Source organism: Flavobacterium anhuiense (genome assembly GCF_001705175.1).
Lineage (GTDB): Bacteria > Bacteroidota > Bacteroidia > Flavobacteriales > Flavobacteriaceae > Flavobacterium > Flavobacterium anhuiense.
The window spans coordinates 4,462,356-4,482,139 of record NZ_CP016907.1; the positions used below are offsets into that span (position 1 = coordinate 4,462,356).

20 protein-coding genes are annotated in these 19,784 nt (G+C 33.2%); 7 read left to right on the forward strand and 13 right to left on the reverse strand.

Annotated features, from left to right (window positions below):
* Positions 1–39: 39 nt before the first annotated feature.
* The 9 genes from BB050_RS18820 to BB050_RS18860 all read right to left on the reverse strand — a co-directional run bounded on the left by BB050_RS18820 (position 40) and on the right by BB050_RS18860 (position 8,256).
* A complete protein-coding gene (locus BB050_RS18820; protein ID WP_066034673.1) occupies positions 40–468 on the reverse strand; it encodes a hypothetical protein in 429 nt (142 codons plus the stop codon).
* A gap of 152 nt (positions 469–620) precedes the next feature.
* Positions 621–1,493 (reverse strand): succinate--CoA ligase subunit alpha, encoded by an 873-nt coding sequence (gene sucD / locus BB050_RS18825; protein ID WP_008464045.1) that lies wholly within the window; start codon positions 1,491–1,493, stop codon positions 621–623.
* A gap of 86 nt (positions 1,494–1,579) precedes the next feature.
* Positions 1,580–1,942 carry a nuclear transport factor 2 family protein gene (locus tag BB050_RS18830; protein WP_008464044.1) on the reverse strand — a complete coding sequence of 121 codons (363 nt, stop codon included), beginning with the start codon at positions 1,940–1,942 and terminating at the stop codon, positions 1,580–1,582.
* Between the two features lies 1 nt (position 1,943).
* Positions 1,944–2,873 carry a UDP-3-O-(3-hydroxymyristoyl)glucosamine N-acyltransferase gene (locus tag BB050_RS18835; RefSeq protein ID WP_066034674.1) on the reverse strand — a complete coding sequence of 310 codons (930 nt, stop codon included), beginning with the start codon at positions 2,871–2,873 and terminating at the stop codon, positions 1,944–1,946.
* Positions 2,874–2,995: 122 nt separating this feature from the next.
* Entirely contained in the window at positions 2,996–3,562 is a 567-nt protein-coding gene (gene efp, locus BB050_RS18840; RefSeq protein ID WP_008464042.1) for an elongation factor P, read from the reverse strand.
* Between the two features lie 140 nt (positions 3,563–3,702).
* Positions 3,703–4,488 (reverse strand): acyl-ACP--UDP-N-acetylglucosamine O-acyltransferase, encoded by a 786-nt coding sequence (gene lpxA, locus BB050_RS18845; RefSeq protein ID WP_008464041.1) that lies wholly within the window; start codon positions 4,486–4,488, stop codon positions 3,703–3,705.
* A gap of 74 nt (positions 4,489–4,562) precedes the next feature.
* Positions 4,563–5,951 (reverse strand): bifunctional UDP-3-O-[3-hydroxymyristoyl] N-acetylglucosamine deacetylase/3-hydroxyacyl-ACP dehydratase, encoded by a 1,389-nt coding sequence (locus BB050_RS18850; protein ID WP_008464039.1) that lies wholly within the window; start codon positions 5,949–5,951, stop codon positions 4,563–4,565.
* The gene (lpxD, locus tag BB050_RS18855; RefSeq protein ID WP_008464038.1) at positions 5,944–6,987 is read right to left on the reverse strand and encodes a UDP-3-O-(3-hydroxymyristoyl)glucosamine N-acyltransferase; all 1,044 of its coding nucleotides are present in this window, start codon (positions 6,985–6,987) and stop codon (positions 5,944–5,946) included. Before lpxD ends, BB050_RS18850 begins: the two co-directional genes overlap by 8 nt.
* Positions 6,988–7,026: 39 nt before the next feature.
* Positions 7,027–8,256 carry an HD domain-containing protein gene (locus BB050_RS18860; protein ID WP_008464036.1) on the reverse strand — a complete coding sequence of 410 codons (1,230 nt, stop codon included), beginning with the start codon at positions 8,254–8,256 and terminating at the stop codon, positions 7,027–7,029.
* A gap of 223 nt (positions 8,257–8,479) precedes the next feature.
* Here BB050_RS18860 and porX point away from each other — a divergent pair, with 223 nt between their 5' ends.
* From porX to BB050_RS18880, 4 genes are all read left to right on the forward strand, one after another.
* The gene (gene porX / locus BB050_RS18865; RefSeq protein ID WP_066034675.1) at positions 8,480–10,033 is read left to right on the forward strand and encodes a T9SS response regulator signal transducer PorX; all 1,554 of its coding nucleotides are present in this window, start codon (positions 8,480–8,482) and stop codon (positions 10,031–10,033) included.
* Positions 10,034–10,110: 77 nt separating this feature from the next.
* Positions 10,111–10,518 carry a tRNA (adenosine(37)-N6)-threonylcarbamoyltransferase complex ATPase subunit type 1 TsaE gene (gene tsaE / locus BB050_RS18870; RefSeq protein ID WP_066034676.1) on the forward strand — a complete coding sequence of 136 codons (408 nt, stop codon included), beginning with the start codon at positions 10,111–10,113 and terminating at the stop codon, positions 10,516–10,518.
* 131 nt (positions 10,519–10,649) lie between these two features.
* A complete protein-coding gene (locus BB050_RS18875) occupies positions 10,650–11,849 on the forward strand; it encodes an alanine dehydrogenase (RefSeq protein WP_066034677.1) in 1,200 nt (399 codons plus the stop codon).
* A 36-nt stretch (positions 11,850–11,885) separates the two neighbouring features.
* Positions 11,886–12,260: a DUF4258 domain-containing protein gene (locus tag BB050_RS18880; protein ID WP_008464030.1), complete on the forward strand. Its 375-nt coding sequence runs from the start codon at positions 11,886–11,888 to the stop codon at positions 12,258–12,260.
* Positions 12,261–12,386: 126 nt separating this feature from the next.
* Here BB050_RS18880 and BB050_RS18885 read toward each other — a convergent pair whose 3' ends face one another.
* Complete coding sequence (locus BB050_RS18885) at positions 12,387–13,052, reverse strand: uracil-DNA glycosylase (protein ID WP_008464029.1); 666 nt, start codon at positions 13,050–13,052, stop codon at positions 12,387–12,389.
* A gap of 159 nt (positions 13,053–13,211) precedes the next feature.
* Between BB050_RS18885 and BB050_RS18890 the strand changes: the two genes are divergently transcribed.
* On the forward strand, positions 13,212–15,377 hold the full coding sequence (locus tag BB050_RS18890) for an endonuclease MutS2 (RefSeq protein ID WP_066034678.1): 2,166 nt from the start codon (positions 13,212–13,214) through the stop codon (positions 15,375–15,377).
* Between the two features lie 254 nt (positions 15,378–15,631).
* Positions 15,632–16,045: a thiol-disulfide oxidoreductase DCC family protein gene (locus tag BB050_RS18895; RefSeq protein WP_066034679.1), complete on the forward strand. Its 414-nt coding sequence runs from the start codon at positions 15,632–15,634 to the stop codon at positions 16,043–16,045.
* Positions 16,046–16,239: 194 nt separating this feature from the next.
* Here BB050_RS18895 and ettA read toward each other — a convergent pair whose 3' ends face one another.
* From ettA to holA, 3 genes are read right to left on the reverse strand one after another with little or no spacing between them, the layout of a single operon-like run.
* Positions 16,240–17,931 carry an energy-dependent translational throttle protein EttA gene (ettA, locus tag BB050_RS18900; protein WP_008464025.1) on the reverse strand — a complete coding sequence of 564 codons (1,692 nt, stop codon included), beginning with the start codon at positions 17,929–17,931 and terminating at the stop codon, positions 16,240–16,242.
* A gap of 60 nt (positions 17,932–17,991) precedes the next feature.
* Positions 17,992–18,174, reverse strand: a complete 183-nt coding sequence (locus BB050_RS18905) for a CAL67264 family membrane protein (protein ID WP_008464023.1) — start codon at positions 18,172–18,174, stop codon at positions 17,992–17,994.
* Between the two features lie 60 nt (positions 18,175–18,234).
* Positions 18,235–19,239, reverse strand: a complete 1,005-nt coding sequence (gene holA, locus BB050_RS18910; protein ID WP_008464021.1) for a DNA polymerase III subunit delta — start codon at positions 19,237–19,239, stop codon at positions 18,235–18,237.
* Between the two features lie 69 nt (positions 19,240–19,308).
* On the opposite strand from holA, the gene BB050_RS18915 reads away from it, so the two are divergent.
* Entirely contained in the window at positions 19,309–19,764 is a 456-nt protein-coding gene (locus tag BB050_RS18915) for a type I restriction enzyme HsdR N-terminal domain-containing protein (protein ID WP_008464020.1), read from the forward strand.
* The last annotated feature ends 20 nt before the right edge of the window (positions 19,765–19,784 follow it).

Here is a 19,784-nt window from a genome sequence, read left to right on the forward strand (position 1 = left end):
CTTAATAAGGTTTTTTATAATCTAATGTTTAAAAGTAACTTAAAAAGCTACATTCCATCTTGGCAACTTAGCATTTTCATCTAAGAAATTTTGCAAAACTTGCCCTTCAACAGCAGTTGGAATAGCTTTTGCATCACCCGTAAAAGTTTCATACCAAACTACTTCAAGCTCAGAAATATTCTCTAATTTCATTTGAGCTGGCCAAGAATACTTTCTTCCTGTTTTCGCAAACTGATGTCCGTTTACGATTTTATCGTAAAGTCCGCCATTTTTGCTTTTTAAAGTTCCGTCATTCTGAACAGTTCCTGTAGAACCAACCATAATCAGTTCTTTTGTATCACCTTCAACAGCATATACGATAAAGATTCCAGCGCTTCCTTCTGGCGCGTTGCAAGCTTCTTCTAAACTATCATTTACAGTAAAAGTAAAACTGTTTGTTGATTTAAATTTTTCTAATTCTTTGTACATAATTCTTTTTTAAGCTTCTGAGATATTATCCCGATAGCTATCGGGATCGATGCTGAGTTTTATTTTATTTATGCCTCAGCCTTTAAAATGTAAAAAAGTCTCAACAAGAAATTGAGACTTTTTTTAAAAATTTGTTATTTGAGACTTGAAAATTATCCAAGTACTTCTTTTACTTTTTTACCAATTTCAGCTGGTGAATCAACAACGTGAATTCCGTTCTCTCTCATGATTTGTTTTTTAGCAGCAGCTGTATCATCAGAACCACCAACGATTGCACCTGCGTGACCCATTGTTCTACCTGCAGGAGCAGTTTCTCCAGCGATAAAACCAATAACTGGTTTACGGTTGCCGTCAGCTTTTACCCATCTTGCAGCGTCTGCTTCAAGTTGACCACCGATTTCACCAATCATGATGATAGCTTCAGTTTCTGGATCGTTCATTAATAATTCAACAGCTTCTTTAGTAGTAGTTCCAATAATTGGATCTCCACCAATTCCGATAGCTGTAGTGATTCCTAATCCTTGTTTTACAACTTGGTCAGCAGCTTCGTAAGTTAAAGTTCCAGATTTAGAAACGATACCAACTGTTCCTTTTTTGAAAACGAAACCTGGCATAATACCAACTTTAGCTTCACCTGGAGTAATTACACCTGGACAGTTTGGACCAATTAATCTTGAATTTCTTTCTTTAACATAATTATTTGCTTTAATCATATCTGCTACAGGAATTCCTTCTGTAATAGCAATAATTACTTTAATTCCAGCATCAGCAGCTTCCATAATTGCATCAGCTGCAAAAGCTGGCGGAACAAAAATGATAGAAGTATCAGCACCAGCTTGGTCAACAGCATCTTTTACTGTATTAAAAACTGGACGATCTAAATGGCTAGTACCACCTTTTCCTGGAGTTACACCTCCAACAACATTAGTACCGTACTCAATCATTTGAGAAGCGTGGAAAGTTCCTTCACTTCCTGTAAATCCCTGAACAATTATTTTGGAATCTTTATTAACTAAAACACTCATGATATATATTTTATGTAGTTTTTAAATTTGTGTTGCAAAAATAAGGTTTTGTAATGTATTTTGACTCTTTTATTGTCAAAAAAATATTAAGAAAATTGACTCATTTGATAACCTCTATAAAGTTTATCATCTTTTATTTGCCAAATGGTTGCAAAATGCGCTAAAAGCATCTCCTCTCTCGGATTCTCAATTGTTTTCACAAAATGAGAGTAACGCACTGATACTAAATCATCTTCGCTAATAATATGGCTAATTCTAACCTTAGAACGCACATAGGCGCGACTAAGCTCATTGGCCATTTCAATTATCGAATCATAATCCATCTGAATAAAACCTTTGCTGCTGTTCCATTCAAGCGTTACATCAGGATGCAGATATGTTTTTAAAATTTCGCTATCAATTAGGGCATCTGACTTATAAAATTTCTGAACAAATTCTTTAATAGACATATTACTTCAATTTACTTAAAATTTCAGGAATCTTCTTGATATTGGCTAATTGTTTCAATTTCTCTCTAGACTCTTCAATTGGGGTTCCAAAATATGATTTTCCTCCCTCAACTGATTTTGTTACACCCGTTTGCCCCATAACAACTGCTTTTGCTCCAATTGTTATACCGCTTGTTGTACCAACTTGACCCCATAAGGTCACTTCATCTTCTATAATCACGCAACCTGCAATACCAGTTTGCGAAGCAATCAGACATTTTTTTCCAATTACAGTATCATGGCCAACATGTACTTGATTATCTAATTTAGAACCTGCACCGATAGTTGTATCTCCAGTAACTCCTTTATCGATTGTACATAAAGCACCAATACCAACATTATCTTCAATAACAACTCTTCCACCAGAAACCAACTGATCAAAACCTTCAGGACGTTTTTTATAATAAAAAGCGTCGGCTCCTAGAATAGTACCAGCATGTATAATAACATTGTCGCCGATTACAGTATAATCATAGATAGAAACATTAGAATGTATCAAACAGTTTTTACCTATTTTCACATGATTTCCAACAAATGTATTTGGCTGAATTATAGTACCCTCTCCTATTTCTGCAGAAGGTGCAATGGCAACATTAGCAAATTGAAACGGTTTAAAATGTTTGGTAAGAATATTGAAATCTCTAAACGGGTCGTCAGATATTAAAAGGGCTTTACCTTCTGGACATTCTACTTCTTTGTTTATTAAAACAATTGTCGCTGCCGATTGTAAAGCTTTATCATAGTATTTTGGGTGGTCAACAAAAACAATGTCTCCAGGCTCCACAACGTGTATCTCGTTCATGCCTAAAACTTGAAAGTCTTTGTCGCCAATAAATTTGCAATTAAGCAAATTGGCAATTTCTTGTAAAGAATGACTCTTTGGAAATTTCATATAGTATAATTAGAAAATTTGTCAATTAGAAAATGAGTCAATTAGAATGTGAATATACAAAATTATGTCGATTCACTTATTATCTAATTGACTCATTGTCAAATTTATCTTAATCAAAAAGACTACTCTTTTACACGCTCCATATAAGAACCTGTAGCCGTATCAATTTTAATTTTATCACCTTCGTTAATAAACAAAGGAACATTGATGTTCGCTCCTGTTTCTACTGTAGCATTTTTAGTAGCGTTTGTTGCAGTATTTCCTTTTACACCTGGTTCAGCGTAAGTTACTTCAAGAATAACAGATGCTGGCATATCTACCGATAAAGGCAAATCAGTTTCTGTATTGATTTGAACCATTACGTTTGTACCTTCTTTTAATAATTCTGGAGCATCCAAAATATTTTTGTTCAAAGAAATCTGCTCAAACGTTTCAGCATTCATGAAGTGAAATTCATCTCCCTCTGGATATAAAAACTGGAATGTATGTGTTTCAACACGAATAACGTCAATCTTGTGTCCTGCTGAAAATGTATTATCTAATACTTTTCCAGAAGTTAAACTTTTCAATTTAGTTCTTACGAAAGCTGGTCCTTTTCCAGGTTTTACGTGAAGAAATTCAATAATTTTATAGATATCGTGATTAAATTTAATACACAATCCGTTTCTAATATCTGATGTAGATGCCATTTTGTTTTTTTTTATTTTAGATTTTATAATGTAGATTTCAGATTCTTTACATAGAATCAATCTTCATTTTTATTTAATATTTATTTCAAATTCTTTTCAAAGTTCAGAAATCTATCCGATAGCTATAGGAACTAAAATAATTAGTAGTTCCCTGAATAACCTTTCATAATTCCTCTAGATGAATTTCTAATAAAATCTAGAATTTCATCTCTTTCTGGAGTTGCTTCCATTTCAGCTTCAATAATACTTAAAGCCTGAGTTGTATTATAATTCTTTTGATATAAAATTCTATAGATCTCCTGAATTTCTCTAATCTTTTCAGTTGTAAAACCTCTTCTTCTTAAACCAACAGAGTTAATACCAACATATGATAATGGTTCTTTTGCTGCTTTTGTATATGGCGGAACGTCTTTTCTAACCAAAGACCCACCAGAAATCATAGCGTGATCTCCAATATGGATAAATTGGTGAATTGCAGCCAAACCTCCGATAACAGCATGATTTCCAACAACCACGTGACCTGCTAAAGCAACACCATTTACAATAATTGCATTGTTTCCAATCTCGCAATCGTGAGCAATATGCGCGTAAGCCATTACTAAACAATTGTTACCAATTACAGTCTGACCAGAAGCAATTGTTCCTCTGTTTATGGTTACACATTCTCTAATTGTACAATTATCACCAATAATGGCAAGAGAATCCTCACCTCCGAATTTTAAATCTTGTGGTACCGCAGAAATGACAGCCCCTGGAAAAATATTACAATTTTTTCCAATTCGAGCACCTTCCATGATCGTCACGTTTGAACCAATCCAAGTACCATCACCAATAACAACATTATTGTGGATTGTTGTAAATGGCTCTATTACAACATTTTTAGCGATTTTTGCGCCTGGATGAACATATGCTAATGGTTGATTCATCTGTATGTTTTATATTTTTAATTAAAATATTCTAATTTGAAGCAACAAACCTAAACAATAAATTTGATAATTTATTATTGTTTTCTTGCTATTTGTGCCATTAATTCTGCTTCAGTTACTAATTTACCATTTGCATAAGCGTTAGCCTGCATATGACAAATTCCTCTTCTGATAGGAGAAATTAACTCACATTTAAAGATTAAAGTATCACCTGGCAATACTTTGTGTTTAAATTTAACATTATCAATTTTCATGAAATATGTCAAATAATTTTCAGGATCTGGAACAGTGCTTAATACCAATATTCCACCTGTTTGTGCCATTGCTTCTACAATTAATACACCCGGCATAACTGGAGCTTCTGGAAAATGACCTACAAAGAAATTCTCGTTCATAGTAACATTTTTCAATCCTACTACGTGACGATCAGACATTTCGATAATTCTGTCAATCAACAAGAATGGTGGTCTGTGAGGCAGCATAGACATGATTTTATGAATATCCATCAATGGTTCTTGATGTAAATCATAAGTAGGAACATGATTTCTCTGCTCTATTTTGATAATTTTTGCCAATTTCTTTGCAAATTGAGTATTTACAAAGTGTCCTGGTTTATTAGCAATAATTTTTCCTTGAATACGAACTCCAATTAAAGATAAATCTCCAATTACATCAAGCAATTTGTGTCTTGCAGCTTCGTTTGGATAGTGTAAAGTCAAGTTATCCAAAACTCCGTTTGGCTTAACAGAAATCTCTTCTTTACCAAAAGCTTTCTTTAAATTCTCCATTGTAGACTCAGAGATTTCTTTATCTACATAAACAATTGCATTATTTAAATCTCCTCCTTTAATAAGTCCGTGTTCCAACAATGACTCTAATTCATGAAGGAAGCTGAAAGTTCTAGAACTTGCAATTTCAGATTTAAAATCTGCTAAACTTTTAAGAGTAGCGTTTTGAGTACCTAAAACTTTAGTACCAAAATCTACCATTGTTGTAACCTGATATTCATCGCTTGGCATAACAAGGATTTCGCTTCCTGTAGCTTCGTCTGTAAAAGAAATTACTTCTTTTACTACATAAACGTTACGTTGCGCATCTTGCTCTTCGATTCCAGCTTTTTCAATCGCTTCAACAAAATATTTTGATGAACCATCCATAATAGGAAGTTCAGAGGCGTTCAATTCAATAATAATGTTATCCAAATCGCAGCCAACTACTGCAGCTAAAACGTGTTCTGGTGTTTGAATTTTTACTCCTAATTTCTCAAGATTTGTTCCTCTTTGAGTATTAACAACATAATTAGCATCAGCCTCAATGACTGGTTGACCTTGCAAATCTACTCTTACAAAAGTGAAACCATTATTAACGGGTGCAGGTTTAAAAGTCATTGTAACTTCTTTTCCAGTGTGTAAACCAACTCCTGTTAGCGAAATTTCATTTTTGATGGTCTTCTGTTTAACCATTATTTCCATTTTTTGGGTTTATTATTTGTTTTTTTAATTCTTCAACTTCAGCCACAATTTTAGGCAGATTCTTAAAATGAACGTACGATTTATTAAAATCCGTATATCCAAGAGATGGCGTCCCCTGCAGAACTTCATCATCTTTAATGTTTCTAGCTACACCTGACTGCGCTTGAAGCCTAACATTATTTCCTATTGTTAAGTGACCTGCAATACCTACTTGCCCACCAATCATACAGTTTTCGCCGATTTTTGTAGAACCTGCCACACCAGTTTGAGCGGCTATCACAGTATTTTTACCAATTTCTACATTATGGGCAATCTGAATTTGATTGTCTAATTTAACTCCTTTTCTAATAATTGTAGAACCAAGAGTTGCTCTGTCAATTGTAGTATTAGCACCAATATCTACATTATCTTCAATGATAACATTTCCAATCTGAGGTACTTTACTGTATTCTCCATTTTCGTTTGGAGCAAAACCAAAACCATCTGCACCTATAATAACACCAGAATGCACTGTGCAATTATTACCGATTACAGTTTCAGAATAGATCTTTGCACCAGCAAAAATGAATACATTATCTCCAATAACAACGTTATCACCAATAAAGCTATTTGGGTAAATTTTCACATTATTCCCTAAAACCACATTTTGCCCGATATAACTAAAGCTTCCTAAATATAAATTCTCGCCATATTTAGTTCCTTCAGACATATACGACTGAGGTTCGATACCGTTTTTGTTTAATTTTACCTGATTATAAAAATGCAAAAGTTTAGAAAACGCTGCATAAGCATCTTCTACCTTTATAAGTGTAGTACTAATTTCCTGTTCAGGAATAAAGCTATCATTAACAATTGTTACTGTCGCTTTTGTAGTATATATATAATTGATATACTTCGGGTTAGCCAAAAAAGTAAGCGATCCTTCGTCACCTTCTTCGATCTTGGAAAGCTTAGAAACTTCTGCATTGGGATTCCCAACAACTTCTCCTTCTAAAATTCCTGCTATTTGTTCTGCTGTAAATTTCATCGCGACAAAAATATAAAAAATAGGATTTAAATGTTAATTTTATATAAGTTGTTTTGGGAAACAGATATAATATTTTGTTACCAATTTAGATAACGATTTCAAATTCAGCTGGTCAGAAGCTTCAACAACATCTTCAATTGTTTTATCTTTTTTCAAAATACGAATAGGTTCTGCTTCTTTACTATAGGCTTGGTTTTTAATTTTTCCTCTAAAAATAAAATACCCCGCATCTACAGCCGAAATTTGATGCGCTTCTGCAAACTCCTCTTTTAAAGATTGCGATTCTTCCATCGGAATTTTCTCTGCGCTAAGCTTAATTTTCAGCAAATCTCTGTTAATGATCATTTTACTTAAAGTAGAAAGTATAAAATCATTGTGCCTTTGCCAAGCTTTTAATGCGCTTATAATATCAAAATCGTCTAATTGTGAAAACAAGTCTAATTTCTCTGCATCAAAATCTTCAAGCGTAATTTTATTTTGCATGAAATACATTAGAGGTTCACTGCAAGGTAGTTTAACACCTTTTAGAGTCAGTTCTTTTGCTCTTTTTAAAACTTTCATTAAAATTAATTCTGCCACCAAGCTTGTTTTGTGCAAGTAAGCCTGCCAGTACATTAATCTTCTGGAAAGCAGAAATTTCTCGACAGAATAAATTCCTTTTTCTTCAATGACCAAAACATCGTTTTCTACGTTCATCATCTGAATCAATCGTTCAGAATTTACATTTCCTTCTGCAACACCTGTATAAAAACTATCTCGTTTTAAATAATCCATTCGATCCATATCCAACTGACTTGAAATCAATTGCAACATGAATTTTCTGTGATATTCTCCTTTAAATACCTGAATCGCCAAACTTAATCTTCCGCCAAATTCTTCGTTAAGCTGATTCATAAACAATAGCGAAATGGCTTCATGATGCACATCTTCAACAATGCTTTTTTCCATTGCATGCGAAAATGGCCCATGTCCTATATCATGAAGCAAAATTGCTATTAAAAGCGCATTTTCTTCTTCTTCAGAAATAACTACATCTTTAAAACGAAGCGTATCAATGGCCTTCTTCATCAAATGCATACATCCTAAGGCATGATGAAAACGGGTATGATTGGCTCCTGGATACACCAAATATGACAATCCCATCTGTGAAATACGGCGCAAACGTTGAAAATAAGGATGCTGAATTAAGTCGTAAACCAGCTCATTCGGAATCGTAATGAAGCCATATATAGGATCGTTGAATATTTTTAATTTATTGATCTGAGTCACAGTGTGGTCATTTTTTAGGTCAACAAATATAAGTAAATAAGTATAAAGAGCTTGGTGTTTTTTATTTAAAAATCACAATCGAAATTGTAATGATTATCAATAAAATACATTTAAAAATGTTAAATTTCAAAATAAAATCATGCTTCATCTTTGGTAATTTTATACTATTTTTAATACTTTTTAAGTTCTATAACTTTAAATTGCAGTAAAATTAAATTGATTTATGGATAAGATAAAAATACTTTGGGTCGACGATGAAATCGATCTTTTAAAGCCTCACATATTATTTCTAGAAAAAAAGAATTACGAAGTTACGACTTGTAATAACGGACTCGATGCGATTGCGCTTTTTGAAGAAGATAATTTTGATATTGTTTTTCTAGATGAAAACATGCCTGGAATGAGCGGATTGGAAACACTTTCTGAAATGAAAGAGAAAAAATCGGCCATCCCGATGATTATGATTACCAAAAGCGAGGAAGAATACATTATGGAAGAAGCCATTGGTTCTAAAATCGCTGATTATTTGATTAAACCGGTAAATCCGAATCAGATTTTATTGAGTTTGAAGAAAAATCTGGATGATTCGAGATTAATTACAGAAAAAACAACCTTAGATTACCAGAAAGAATTCAGAAAAATTTCGATGGAATTGGCAATGGTTAATTCGTATGAAGACTGGATTGAACTGTATAAAAAATTGCTTTTCTGGGAACTAAAATTGGAAGACATCAACGACACTGCGATGATTGAAATTCTGGAATCTCAAAAAGTCGAAGCTAATTCTCAATTCGGGAAATTTATAGAACGAAACTATGAAGATTGGTTCGCACCAAAAGCCGATAAACCTATTCAGTCTAATACCTTATTCAAAGAATTAGTCGTTCCTGAAATTAAAAAGAAAGACAAACCCATTCTTTTTGTAGTAATCGATAATCTGCGTTACGACCAATGGAAAGCTTTTGAAGGTGTAATTGCCAATTATTACAAATTAGAAAAAGAAGTTCCGTACTACTCAATTCTTCCAACGGCTACGCAATATGCGAGAAATTCAATTTTCTCTGGTTTGATGCCTTTAGAAATGGAAAAACAGTTTCCTGAATATTGGAAAAATGATGTTGAAGATGGCGGAAAAAACCTTTACGAAGCAGAATTTTTATCAGCTCAATTGAAACGTTTAGGCTTAAATATTAAGGAAGATTATTTTAAAATCACCAATTATGCTGGAGGAAAAAAACTGGCAGAAAACTTTAAGGCCTTAAAAGGAAACGACTTAGTAACGGTAGTTTATAACTTTGTTGACATGCTTTCTCACGCTAAAACCGAAATGGAAGTGGTGAAAGAATTGGCTTCAGATGACAAAGCATATCGTTCTTTGACTTTAAGCTGGTTTAAAAACTCACCTTTGTTAGAAATCATTCAACAAGCGCAACTTTTAGGCTTCAAGCTGATTCTAACAACTGACCACGGAACAATAAATGTAAAAAATCCGTCGAAAGTTGTGGGAGATAAAAATACAAGTCTAAATTTGCGTTACAAAACTGGACGCAGCTTAACATATGAGCAAAAAGACGTTTATGTAGTAAAAGAGCCTAAAACTATTGGTTTGCCGGCTATAAACATGAGCAGTTCGTTTATTTTTGCCAAAAATGATTTCTTTTTGGCTTACGTAAACAACTACAATCATTATGTGAGTTATTACAAAAACACCTACCAGCACGGCGGAATTTCGTTAGAAGAAATGATTATTCCGTTCTTGGTATTTAATCCGAAATAAAAAGTTTTCAGTCGCGGTTGTCAGTCACAGTAATACTGAAAGCTGCGACTGAGACTAAATTAAATAAGTAAATAAAAATGAATATCGTTTTTTCATTAGATCAAATTCAAGAAGTTGCAGAGCAGATTATAGCTTCAAATCCTAATAAAATTATCCTTTTTAATGGAGAAATGGGAGTTGGAAAAACTACTTTGATCAAACAACTTTGCAAAAGTCTTGAAATTACTGACGCAACTAGCAGTCCTACTTTTTCTTTAGTGAACGAATATCAAATTCCAAACGGAAAAAAAGTCTATCATTTTGACTTTTACAGAATAAAACAAGAAACAGAAGCGCTAGATATGGGAGTTGATGATTACCTATATTCTGGAAATTGGTGTTTTATTGAATGGTCTGAAAAAATCGAAAGTTTAATTCCAGAAGAACATTCTACAATAAACATCAAATTACTTTCTGACGGTAAAAGAGAGTTAGAATTGGTCTAAAAATATTCAATCACTACTTTTAATTGAGGGATATTATATTTCTTAACTTTTCGCTTTGAGTATTAGCAGAATTTTTACACTAATTTTAAAACTTTTTACGTAATTTGTACTCTTAATTTTTTGCACTATCCATGTCAATCACGTTAACTCCATTTACAAAACAACAATTAATACCACAGGAAGAAAAACTTGAGGTTGGTCGTTTTAAAAGAGAACTTTTTATAGGAATCCCTAAAGAAACAAGTTATCAGGAACGTCGTATCTGTCTTACGCCCGATGCAGTGACTTCCTTAACTTATGAAGGACATCGCGTTATGATAGAATCTGGCGCTGGAGAAAGTTCGAGTTATACTGATAAAGAATACGCCGATGCAGGTGCAGAAATTACAAAAGATACCAAAAGAGTTTTTGGCTGTCCGTTTCTATTAAAAGTAGAGCCTCCAACTTTAACTGAAATAGAAATGATCAATCCTGAAACGGTTATAATTTCTGCTATTCAGCTAAAAACCAAAAAGAAAGAATACTTCGAAGCTTTAGCAAAAAAGAAAATCACTGCCTTAGCTTTTGAATATATAAAAGATGAAGACGGTTCTTATCCAGCAGTAAAATCTTTAAGCGAAATTGCCGGAACAGCTTCAATCTTAATTGCTGCCGAATTAATGATTACAAACGAATTCGGGAAAGGACTTTTATTCGGAAACATAACTGGCGTTCCTCCTACCGAAGTTGTAATACTTGGTGCTGGAACTGTTGGTGAATTTGCCGCTAAAACAGCAATAGGATTAGGAGCCAATGTAAAAGTTTTTGATAATTCGATCACAAAATTACGTCGTCTGCAGAACAATTTAAATCAAAGAATTTTTACTTCAACCATACAGCAAAAAGGTTTATTAAAAGCTTTAAGACGCTGTGATGTCGCAATTGGCGCCATGCGTGGCAAAGAACGCTGTCCGATTGTGGTTAATGAAACAATGGTTGAACACATGAAAAAAGGTGCTGTAATTGTTGACGTGAGCATTGATACTGGAGGTTGTTTTGAAACATCTGAAGTTACGACTCATGAAAAACCAACATTCATAAAAAATAATGTTTTACACTATTGTGTGCCAAATATCCCTTCAAGATATTCTAAAACTGCTTCATTATCAATTAGTAACATCTTGACCCCTTATCTACATCAGATAGCCGAAGATGGTGGTATTGAAAGTGCCATTCGATGCAACAAAGGACTTAAAAACGGAATTTATCTTTATCACGGAATTTTAACTAACAAAGCCATTGGTGACTGGTTCGATCTTCCGGATAACGATATTAATTTACTTGTATTTTAAGGGAACTTTAGTGTACCTTTGCAAAAAATTTATTTCATGAAGTTCGTACATCGTTTTGCATATTACCTGATTGGTCTCGTTATGGGATGTTTTATTGTATCAGGATTTTTTATCGGAAAAGACACCCGATGCAATTATTTTCCAAATGCCAGAGTTTTAAACAATCTTAGAACAAAACCATTTCAATATTCTCCAAAAGCTGTTCAGACTTTAAACGAAAAATGGGTTGACACAGCAGATATCAAAAACACCTTAACTTACGGAGATGTGGATTTTGACCAAAGTAACATTCCGTTCAAAAAAGGAAAACTTTATATCATTGAAGGTAAAACAGTAAAAAATCAAGAAATTATTCTGAAAGTGGTTAATTATGAAAACAAAGCCGTTTTAGAAGAAATCGTAAAAAAATAAAAAGAAACCCAATAACAAAACAGTTATTGGGTTTTCTTTTATAAATATATTTCTCAAAAATCACAAAGCCAAAAAGTTTTTTCTCTTTGTCACTTTGCAATACTGAACCTTTGTAACTCTAAAAAATTACCATTCAATTTCTTTCAATCCTTTTGATTTCAAGAAATCATTGGTCTGACTGAAATGTTTATTTCCAAACCAAAAACCTCTATTGGCGCTCAAAGGCGAAGGATGTCCCGATTTTAAAATATGATGTTTTGAAGCATCAATCAAAGAAGCTTTCTTTTGAGCAAAACCGCCCCAAAGCAAGAAAACAACATTTTCTTTTTCAGCAGAAATTTGTTTAATCACGGCATCAGTAAATTTTTCCCAGCCTTTTCCCTGATGACTTCCTGCCTCAGATTGTCTTACTGTTAAAGTTGCATTTAGAAGAAAAACACCTTGGTCTGCCCAACGCTCCAAGTTTCCAGTTTTTGGCAGCGGTTTACCCAAATCCGTTTCGATTTCTCTAAAGATATTATATAACGAAGGTGGAAAAGGAATTCCGTCATTCACAGAAAAACACAAACCATTTGCTTGATTTGGTCCGTGATAAGGATCTTGCCCAATAATAACCACTTTTACTTCATCAAAATGGCAATGATCAAAAGCAGAAAAAATCTGGCTCCCTTTTGGGTAGCAAACTTTTGTCGCATATTCCGATTTTACAAATTCAATTAAATCTTTGAAATATGGTTTTTCGAATTCTTCATTCAAAACAGGCTTCCAAGAAGAATGCATTTTTACGTCCATAATTTTTTTATGCGAATTTCAGAAATAAATACTTAAAATCAAAAAAGTCCAAAGTCCAAAGCTAAGTAAACTAAAAACTATAATTCATAATTCACAATTCATAACTCATAATTCATTATTGTTTTCGTACTTTTGTCTTTGCTTTCATAAAGAAATTAAATGATCAGTATTACCGAAAAAACGTTACAAGACTTACAATTTCCAACCGTTCTCGAAACCATTTCTGATGGTTGCAACACCGACATTGGAAAAGAAAAGGCTTTACAAATAAAACCATTTAGAGATAAGGAAGAATTAATGCAAGCTTTGATGCAGACGTCAGAGTACGTGTCTTCTTTTCAAAATAATAACGCAATTCCGAATCACGGATTTGATGCCATAACGCATGAAATTAAGTTTCTTGCTATAGAAGACAGTTTTCTGGAAGTAGGGAGTTTTAGAAAAATCGCCAATCTTTCTGCGACTACAAATGTCTTGTTGAATTTCTTAAAAAAGTTTGATGATTATTATCCAAACTTAAACGCAAGAGCTTCTCGAGTAGAATTAACCAAAGATATTATAACAGCAATTGATGCGATTGTAGATAAGTACGGAGAAATAAAAGACAATGCTTCTCCTACCCTGTCTGGAATTCGTCAGAATATGAATTTGGTTCGCGGAAAAGTAAACCAAAGTTTTGGCGTGGCTTTAACTCAATACAATAGCTTGGGTTATTTGGACGATATTAAAGAGAGTTTTGTACAAAACCGTAGAGTTTTAGCGGTATTAGCCATGTATCGCCGTAAAGTGAAAGGCTCAATTTTAGGAAGTTCTAAAACTGGAAGCATTGCTTACATTGAACCTGAAGCGACTCTAAAATATTCTCGTGAATTAGCGAATTTAGAATATGAAGAGAAAGAAGAAATTACGAGAATTTTGAAGAATTTATCAAACGTAATTCGTCCTTATCTTCCTCTATTAATTGAATATCAAGACTTTTTAAGTGATATTGATGTTGTTGCTGGAAAAGCAAAGTATGCAAATCGCATTAACGGAATCTTACCAGCAATTACAGAAGAAAGAAGATTGTTTTTTAGAGAAGCCTATCATCCGATTTTGTATTTGACTAACAAACAAAAACAAGAAGTTACGCATCCGCAGACGATTGAACTGAAACAAGAAAACAGAATTATTGTAATTTCTGGTCCAAATGCTGGAGGAAAAACTATTTCTTTAAAAACAGTTGGATTATTACAATTAATGTTGCAATCAGGAATATTAATTCCGGTTCATGAAAGAAGCGAAACTTTCTTGTTTGATAGAATCTTAACTGACATTGGAGATAACCAATCTATTGAAAATCATTTAAGTACTTATTCCTATCGTTTAAAAAACATGAATTACTTTTTAAAGAAATGTAATCGAAAAACCATGTTTTTGATTGATGAATTTGGTACTGGTTCTGATCCTGAATTGGGTGGAGCTTTGGCTGAAATTTTCCTTGAAGAATTTTATCATCGTGAAGCTTTCGGAATTATCACAACGCATTATGCGAATTTAAAAATTTTAGCAAACGAGTTGCCTTATGCAACAAATGCCAACATGATGTTTGATGAAAAAACTCTTGAACCAATGTACAAACTGGCTCTTGGTCAGGCAGGAAGTTCTTTCACTTTTGAAGTGGCGCAAAAAAATGGAATTCCATTTGGATTGATTAATCGCGCAAAAAAGAAAATCGAAGTTGGAAAAGTCCGTTTTGATAAAACTATTGCCAATCTTCAAAAAGAGAGATCGAAGCTTGAAAAAACTTCTCTCAATTTAAAAGAAGAAGAAACTCGTGCACGTGAGGAAAGCAAAAAGATGGAAACCATCAATACCAAGATTCAGCAAAAACTGGAAAGCTATCAGGAACTATACGATAGTAATCAGAAGATTATATATATAGGACAAAAAATTGATGATATTGCTGAGAAGTATTTCAACAACAAAAACAAAAAAGAACTTATTGGTGAATTTTTGAAAATTGTTGAGATAGAAAATTCAAAACGTAAAAAAGCTACTCCGAAAGAAGTCAAAGCAAAAGTTGAAAAGCAAAAAGAAATTATTGCTGAAGTTCAGGTAAAAGTTGAAGAAATTCGAAAAGAGAAAAAAGAGAAAAAACTTAAACCTGTCGTAGAAAAACCTAAACCAATTTTAAAAGTTGGTGACCGAGTAAGAATGCTCGATGGTAGATCGGTTGGAAGCATAGACTTAATAGAAAAAAATAAAGCAACTGTAAATTATGGCATTTTTACTTCGAAAGTAAGTTTGGACGAATTGGAATTGGTAGAAGCTATTAAGAAATAAAGTTTTAAGTCGCAGTGACAGTTTTTACTATAAAAAATTGATCAAAAAACACCAAAATTAAAATAAAGCGATTTAAGCGATTGTTTTAAAAATTACATAAAAGTAGGTCAACATTATTTTTAAATCGATTTAGAGCAATTTATGAAAGCTGTTTTTGATTTGCTAAATTTATGCAAAAATAAAATTCGATAGATAAAATTAATTTGTTGATATTATATATAACTTTTTTAAAGTTTTACTTTTAAAGCCATATAATGGAAAGCCTTCCCATAAATAAAAAAATTGTTCTTTTTGACGGAGTTTGTAATCTCTGCAGTTCCGCTGTACAATTTATTATAAAACATGACCGAAAAGACATTTTTAGATTTGTCGCATTACAATCAGACTTAGGAATTTCGATTTGCAAACATTTAGGGATCAGTTTTTCAAAAATGGACAGTATAATTTTATATGATCCTGGAACAGCTTATTTTTATAAATCTTCTGCAATTATTGAAATTGCTAAAAATTTCGGAGGCTTTTGGAAACTCACTCCAATTTTTAGAATCGTGCCCATTTTTTTAAGCGACAAAATTTATGATTATGTCGCAAAAAACAGATACAATTGGTATGGCAAAAAAGAAAGCTGTATGATTCCAACTCCCGAGTTGAAATCTAAGTTTCTTTGAGAAATTCCAAATTCTGATATTTCAAAATTCCAATATCAAAACTGATAACATACTTTATCTAAAACATTATTGAATTCAAACTCGACAGGTTTTAAAAACCTGTCGGATTTGTTTTGTACATAAAATTCAAATAAAAATCCCAAGCTCCGATAAACTTGGAATTTGGGATTTTTTATTTGAGATTTCTCAAAAAATTATCTAATCAATTTTCTGTATTTCAAACGTTTTGGAGTTAAGTCACCACCCAGACGTTTCTTTTTGTTTTCTTCGTAATCAGAGAAACTTCCTTCAAAGAAATAAACTTCAGAATTTCCTTCAAAAGCTAGAATATGTGTACAAATTCTATCCAAGAACCATCTGTCGTGAGAAATAATTACGGCACAACCAGCAAAATTTTCCAAACCTTCTTCAAGAGCACGAAGTGTATTTACGTCAAGGTCGTTTGTAGGCTCATCCAGTAAAAGGACGTTTCCTTCTTCTTTCAAAGTCATAGCTAAGTGTAAACGATTACGTTCTCCACCAGAAAGCATTGACACTTTTTTGTTTTGCTCGCCGCCACCAAAGTTGAAACGAGATAAGTAAGCTCTAGAATTTACCTGCTTACCACCCATCATAATTAACTCCTGACCATCTGCAAAGTTTTCCCAAATAGATTTATTCGGATCAATATTGGCGTGAGACTGATCGACGTAAGCGATTTTTACAGTTTCTCCAACCGTAAATTCTCCGCTGTCAGTTTGTTCTTCTCCCATAATCATTTTGAAAATGGTAGATTTACCAGCACCATTTGGTCCAATAATTCCAACAATACCTGCTTGCGGTAAAGTAAAATTCAGATTATCATATAATAATTTATCACCAAAAGCTTTAGCAACATTTTTAGCTTCAATAACATTTGTACCTAAACGAGGACCATTCGGGATGTAGATCTCTAATTTCTCATCCAATTGTTTTTGATCTTCATTCAATAATTTGTCGTAGTTCTGTAAACGAGCTTTTTGTTTTGTCTGACGGCCTTTTGCACCTTGACGAACCCACTCCAACTCACGCTCTAAAGTTTTTCTACGTTTAGAAGCCACTTTTTCTTCTTGAGCCAAACGGTTTGATTTTTGATCCAACCAAGAAGAATAGTTTCCTTTCCATGGAATACCTTCTCCTCTATCTAACTCAAGAATCCAACCTGCCACATTATCAAGGAAATAACGGTCGTGCGTTACCGCAATTACAGTTCCAGAATATTGTGCTAAGTGTTGCTCTAACCAAAGAACTGACTCAGCGTCAAGGTGGTTGGTAGGCTCATCTAGCAACAATACATCCGGTTGTTGCAATAACAGACGGCATAATGCTACACGACGACGCTCTCCTCCTGAAAGGTTTTTAATTGGCGTATCTCCTTCTGGAGTACGCAATGCATCCATTGCGATTTCTAATTTTGTATCGATTTCCCAAGCCCCAAGCGCATCAATTTTGTCTTGTAATGCTGCTTGACGGTCCATCAATTTATCCATTTTATCTTGATCTTCGTAATACTCTGGAAGACCAAATAAGTCATTAATTTGATTGTATTCTTCTAAAACCGCCATAGTTTCAGCAGCTCCTTCACGAACAATTTCGATAACTGTCTTAGAATCATCAAGAATTGGTTCTTGCTCCAAGTATCCAACTGTATAACCAGGTTGAAAAACTACATCACCTTGATAGTTTTTATCTACTCCAGCAATGATTTTTAAAAGTGAAGATTTTCCAGAACCATTAAGTCCCAAAATACCAATCTTAGCACCATAAAAGAAACTAAGGTAAATATTCTTAAGAACCGGTTTGTCTGCTCCTTGATAGGTTTTACTCAATTTCTGCATTGAGAAAATTACTTTCTTATCGTCTGACATTTTTTATATTTTATTTTAATTATTTAACTAGATTTGAGATTAATATTGCCGCTATTCAAATTAAACCCTGCCTTTTAAAGCATTGAATACCCAGGCATTTGCAAAAAAACCAACTCCAACAGCACCAAATCCCCAACCTGACACATCACTGTACCTAAAGATTCCAAGACCTATAAGCAACAATCCCATAAGCACCATTATTAAAGTAGCCCATCCTAAAATGGTATTTTTATTCATTCCCATAGTTTATAAATATTTTAATGCAATTTTTTTAGAAAGGCAAATATCGTGAATTTTAACGGCTTAATTAAAAATTTTATAAAGCATTTCTTTTAACAAATCAGATTGAGGTAAAGCATTAGCTCCCACACCTTTACTCTTAACATCAATATCTCGTAAAGCGCCAACAATCTGACTTACTTTTCGCATTGGATAATTTTTTACTGCCAAATCATATTCTTTTAAGAAATACGGATTCACTCCAAGTGCTGATGCCACATTTTTAGGACTCTTATCTTTTAATCCATGGTATTTTAGAAGCTGAACAAAAAAACCGAATACCAATCCTGTAGTCATAACAAGAGGATATTCTTTCGGATTATGGGCAAAATTTTCCGCTATCTTATAAGCTTTCAATTGATTGCGTTCTCCAATAGCTTTTCTAAGTTCGAATACATTGTAATCTTTACTGAAACCTATATTTTCTTCAATGTGCTCGGCTGTAATCATTGTCCCCTGTGGTAAAATAATCTGTAGTTTCTCCAGCTCATTATTGATTTTACTCAAATCTGTCCCTAAAAATTCTACAAGCATAGCATTTGCTTTGGGATCAATAGTATATTTTTTTCCAGCTAAAACACGTTTAATCCAGTCTCCAACCTGATTTTCGTATAATTTTTTGCTTTCATAAACAACGCCTTTCTGCCCTAAAAGTTTAGTAACTTTTTTACGCTTGTCCAGCGTTTTATATTTATAGCAAAAAACCAAAACAGTAGTCTGCATCGGGTTTTCTACATACGATTCTATTTTATCAATTGTTCTAGATAAATCTTGCGCTTCTTTCACTATAACAACTTGACGTTCAGCCATCATAGGATAGCGCTTGGCCGTTGAAATTATATCATCAACTGACACATCTCTTCCATACAAAACTGTCTGATTAAAGCCTCTCTCTTCTTCAGCCAAAACATTCTCTTCAATATACTCCGAAAGCTTATCTATATAATAAGGTTCTTCACCCATTAAAAAATAAATCGGTTTAATATCTCCGGCTTTTATATCATTAACAATTTTTACTACTTCGTCCATTTAAAATTTGTTTCAAGTTTAAAGTTTCAAGTTGATACGAAACCTCAAACTATTTTTTATTTTTGCTTTATGCTTAAACTAAATTTCCCAACTTACACTTTCCGATTCAAAAATAGCGAAAATAAAGTGTCTATTTTTGATGAAATCAGGAAAAAATTTATAATTCTTACTCCAGAAGAATGGGTTCGTCAGCACGTTGTTCATTATCTCATGCATGAAAAAAAATATCCAAAATCACTCATCAATGTAGAGAAAGTTTTAACGGTCAATGGATTACGAAAACGATATGATGTTGTTGTGTTTAACTCAGATGGATCTATACATATATTGGTAGAATGTAAAGCACCTGAAGTCAAAATCTCTCAAGCAACTTTTGATCAAATTGCGCGTTACAATATGACAATGCAGGCACGGTTTTTGAAAGTCACAAACGGACTAAACCATTTTTACTGTCAGATGGATTTTGAAAACGAACGATATGAGTTTTTAAGAAGCCTACCTGACTATAAAGAAAACCATTTATAAAGAATAAATAATTAGAATAC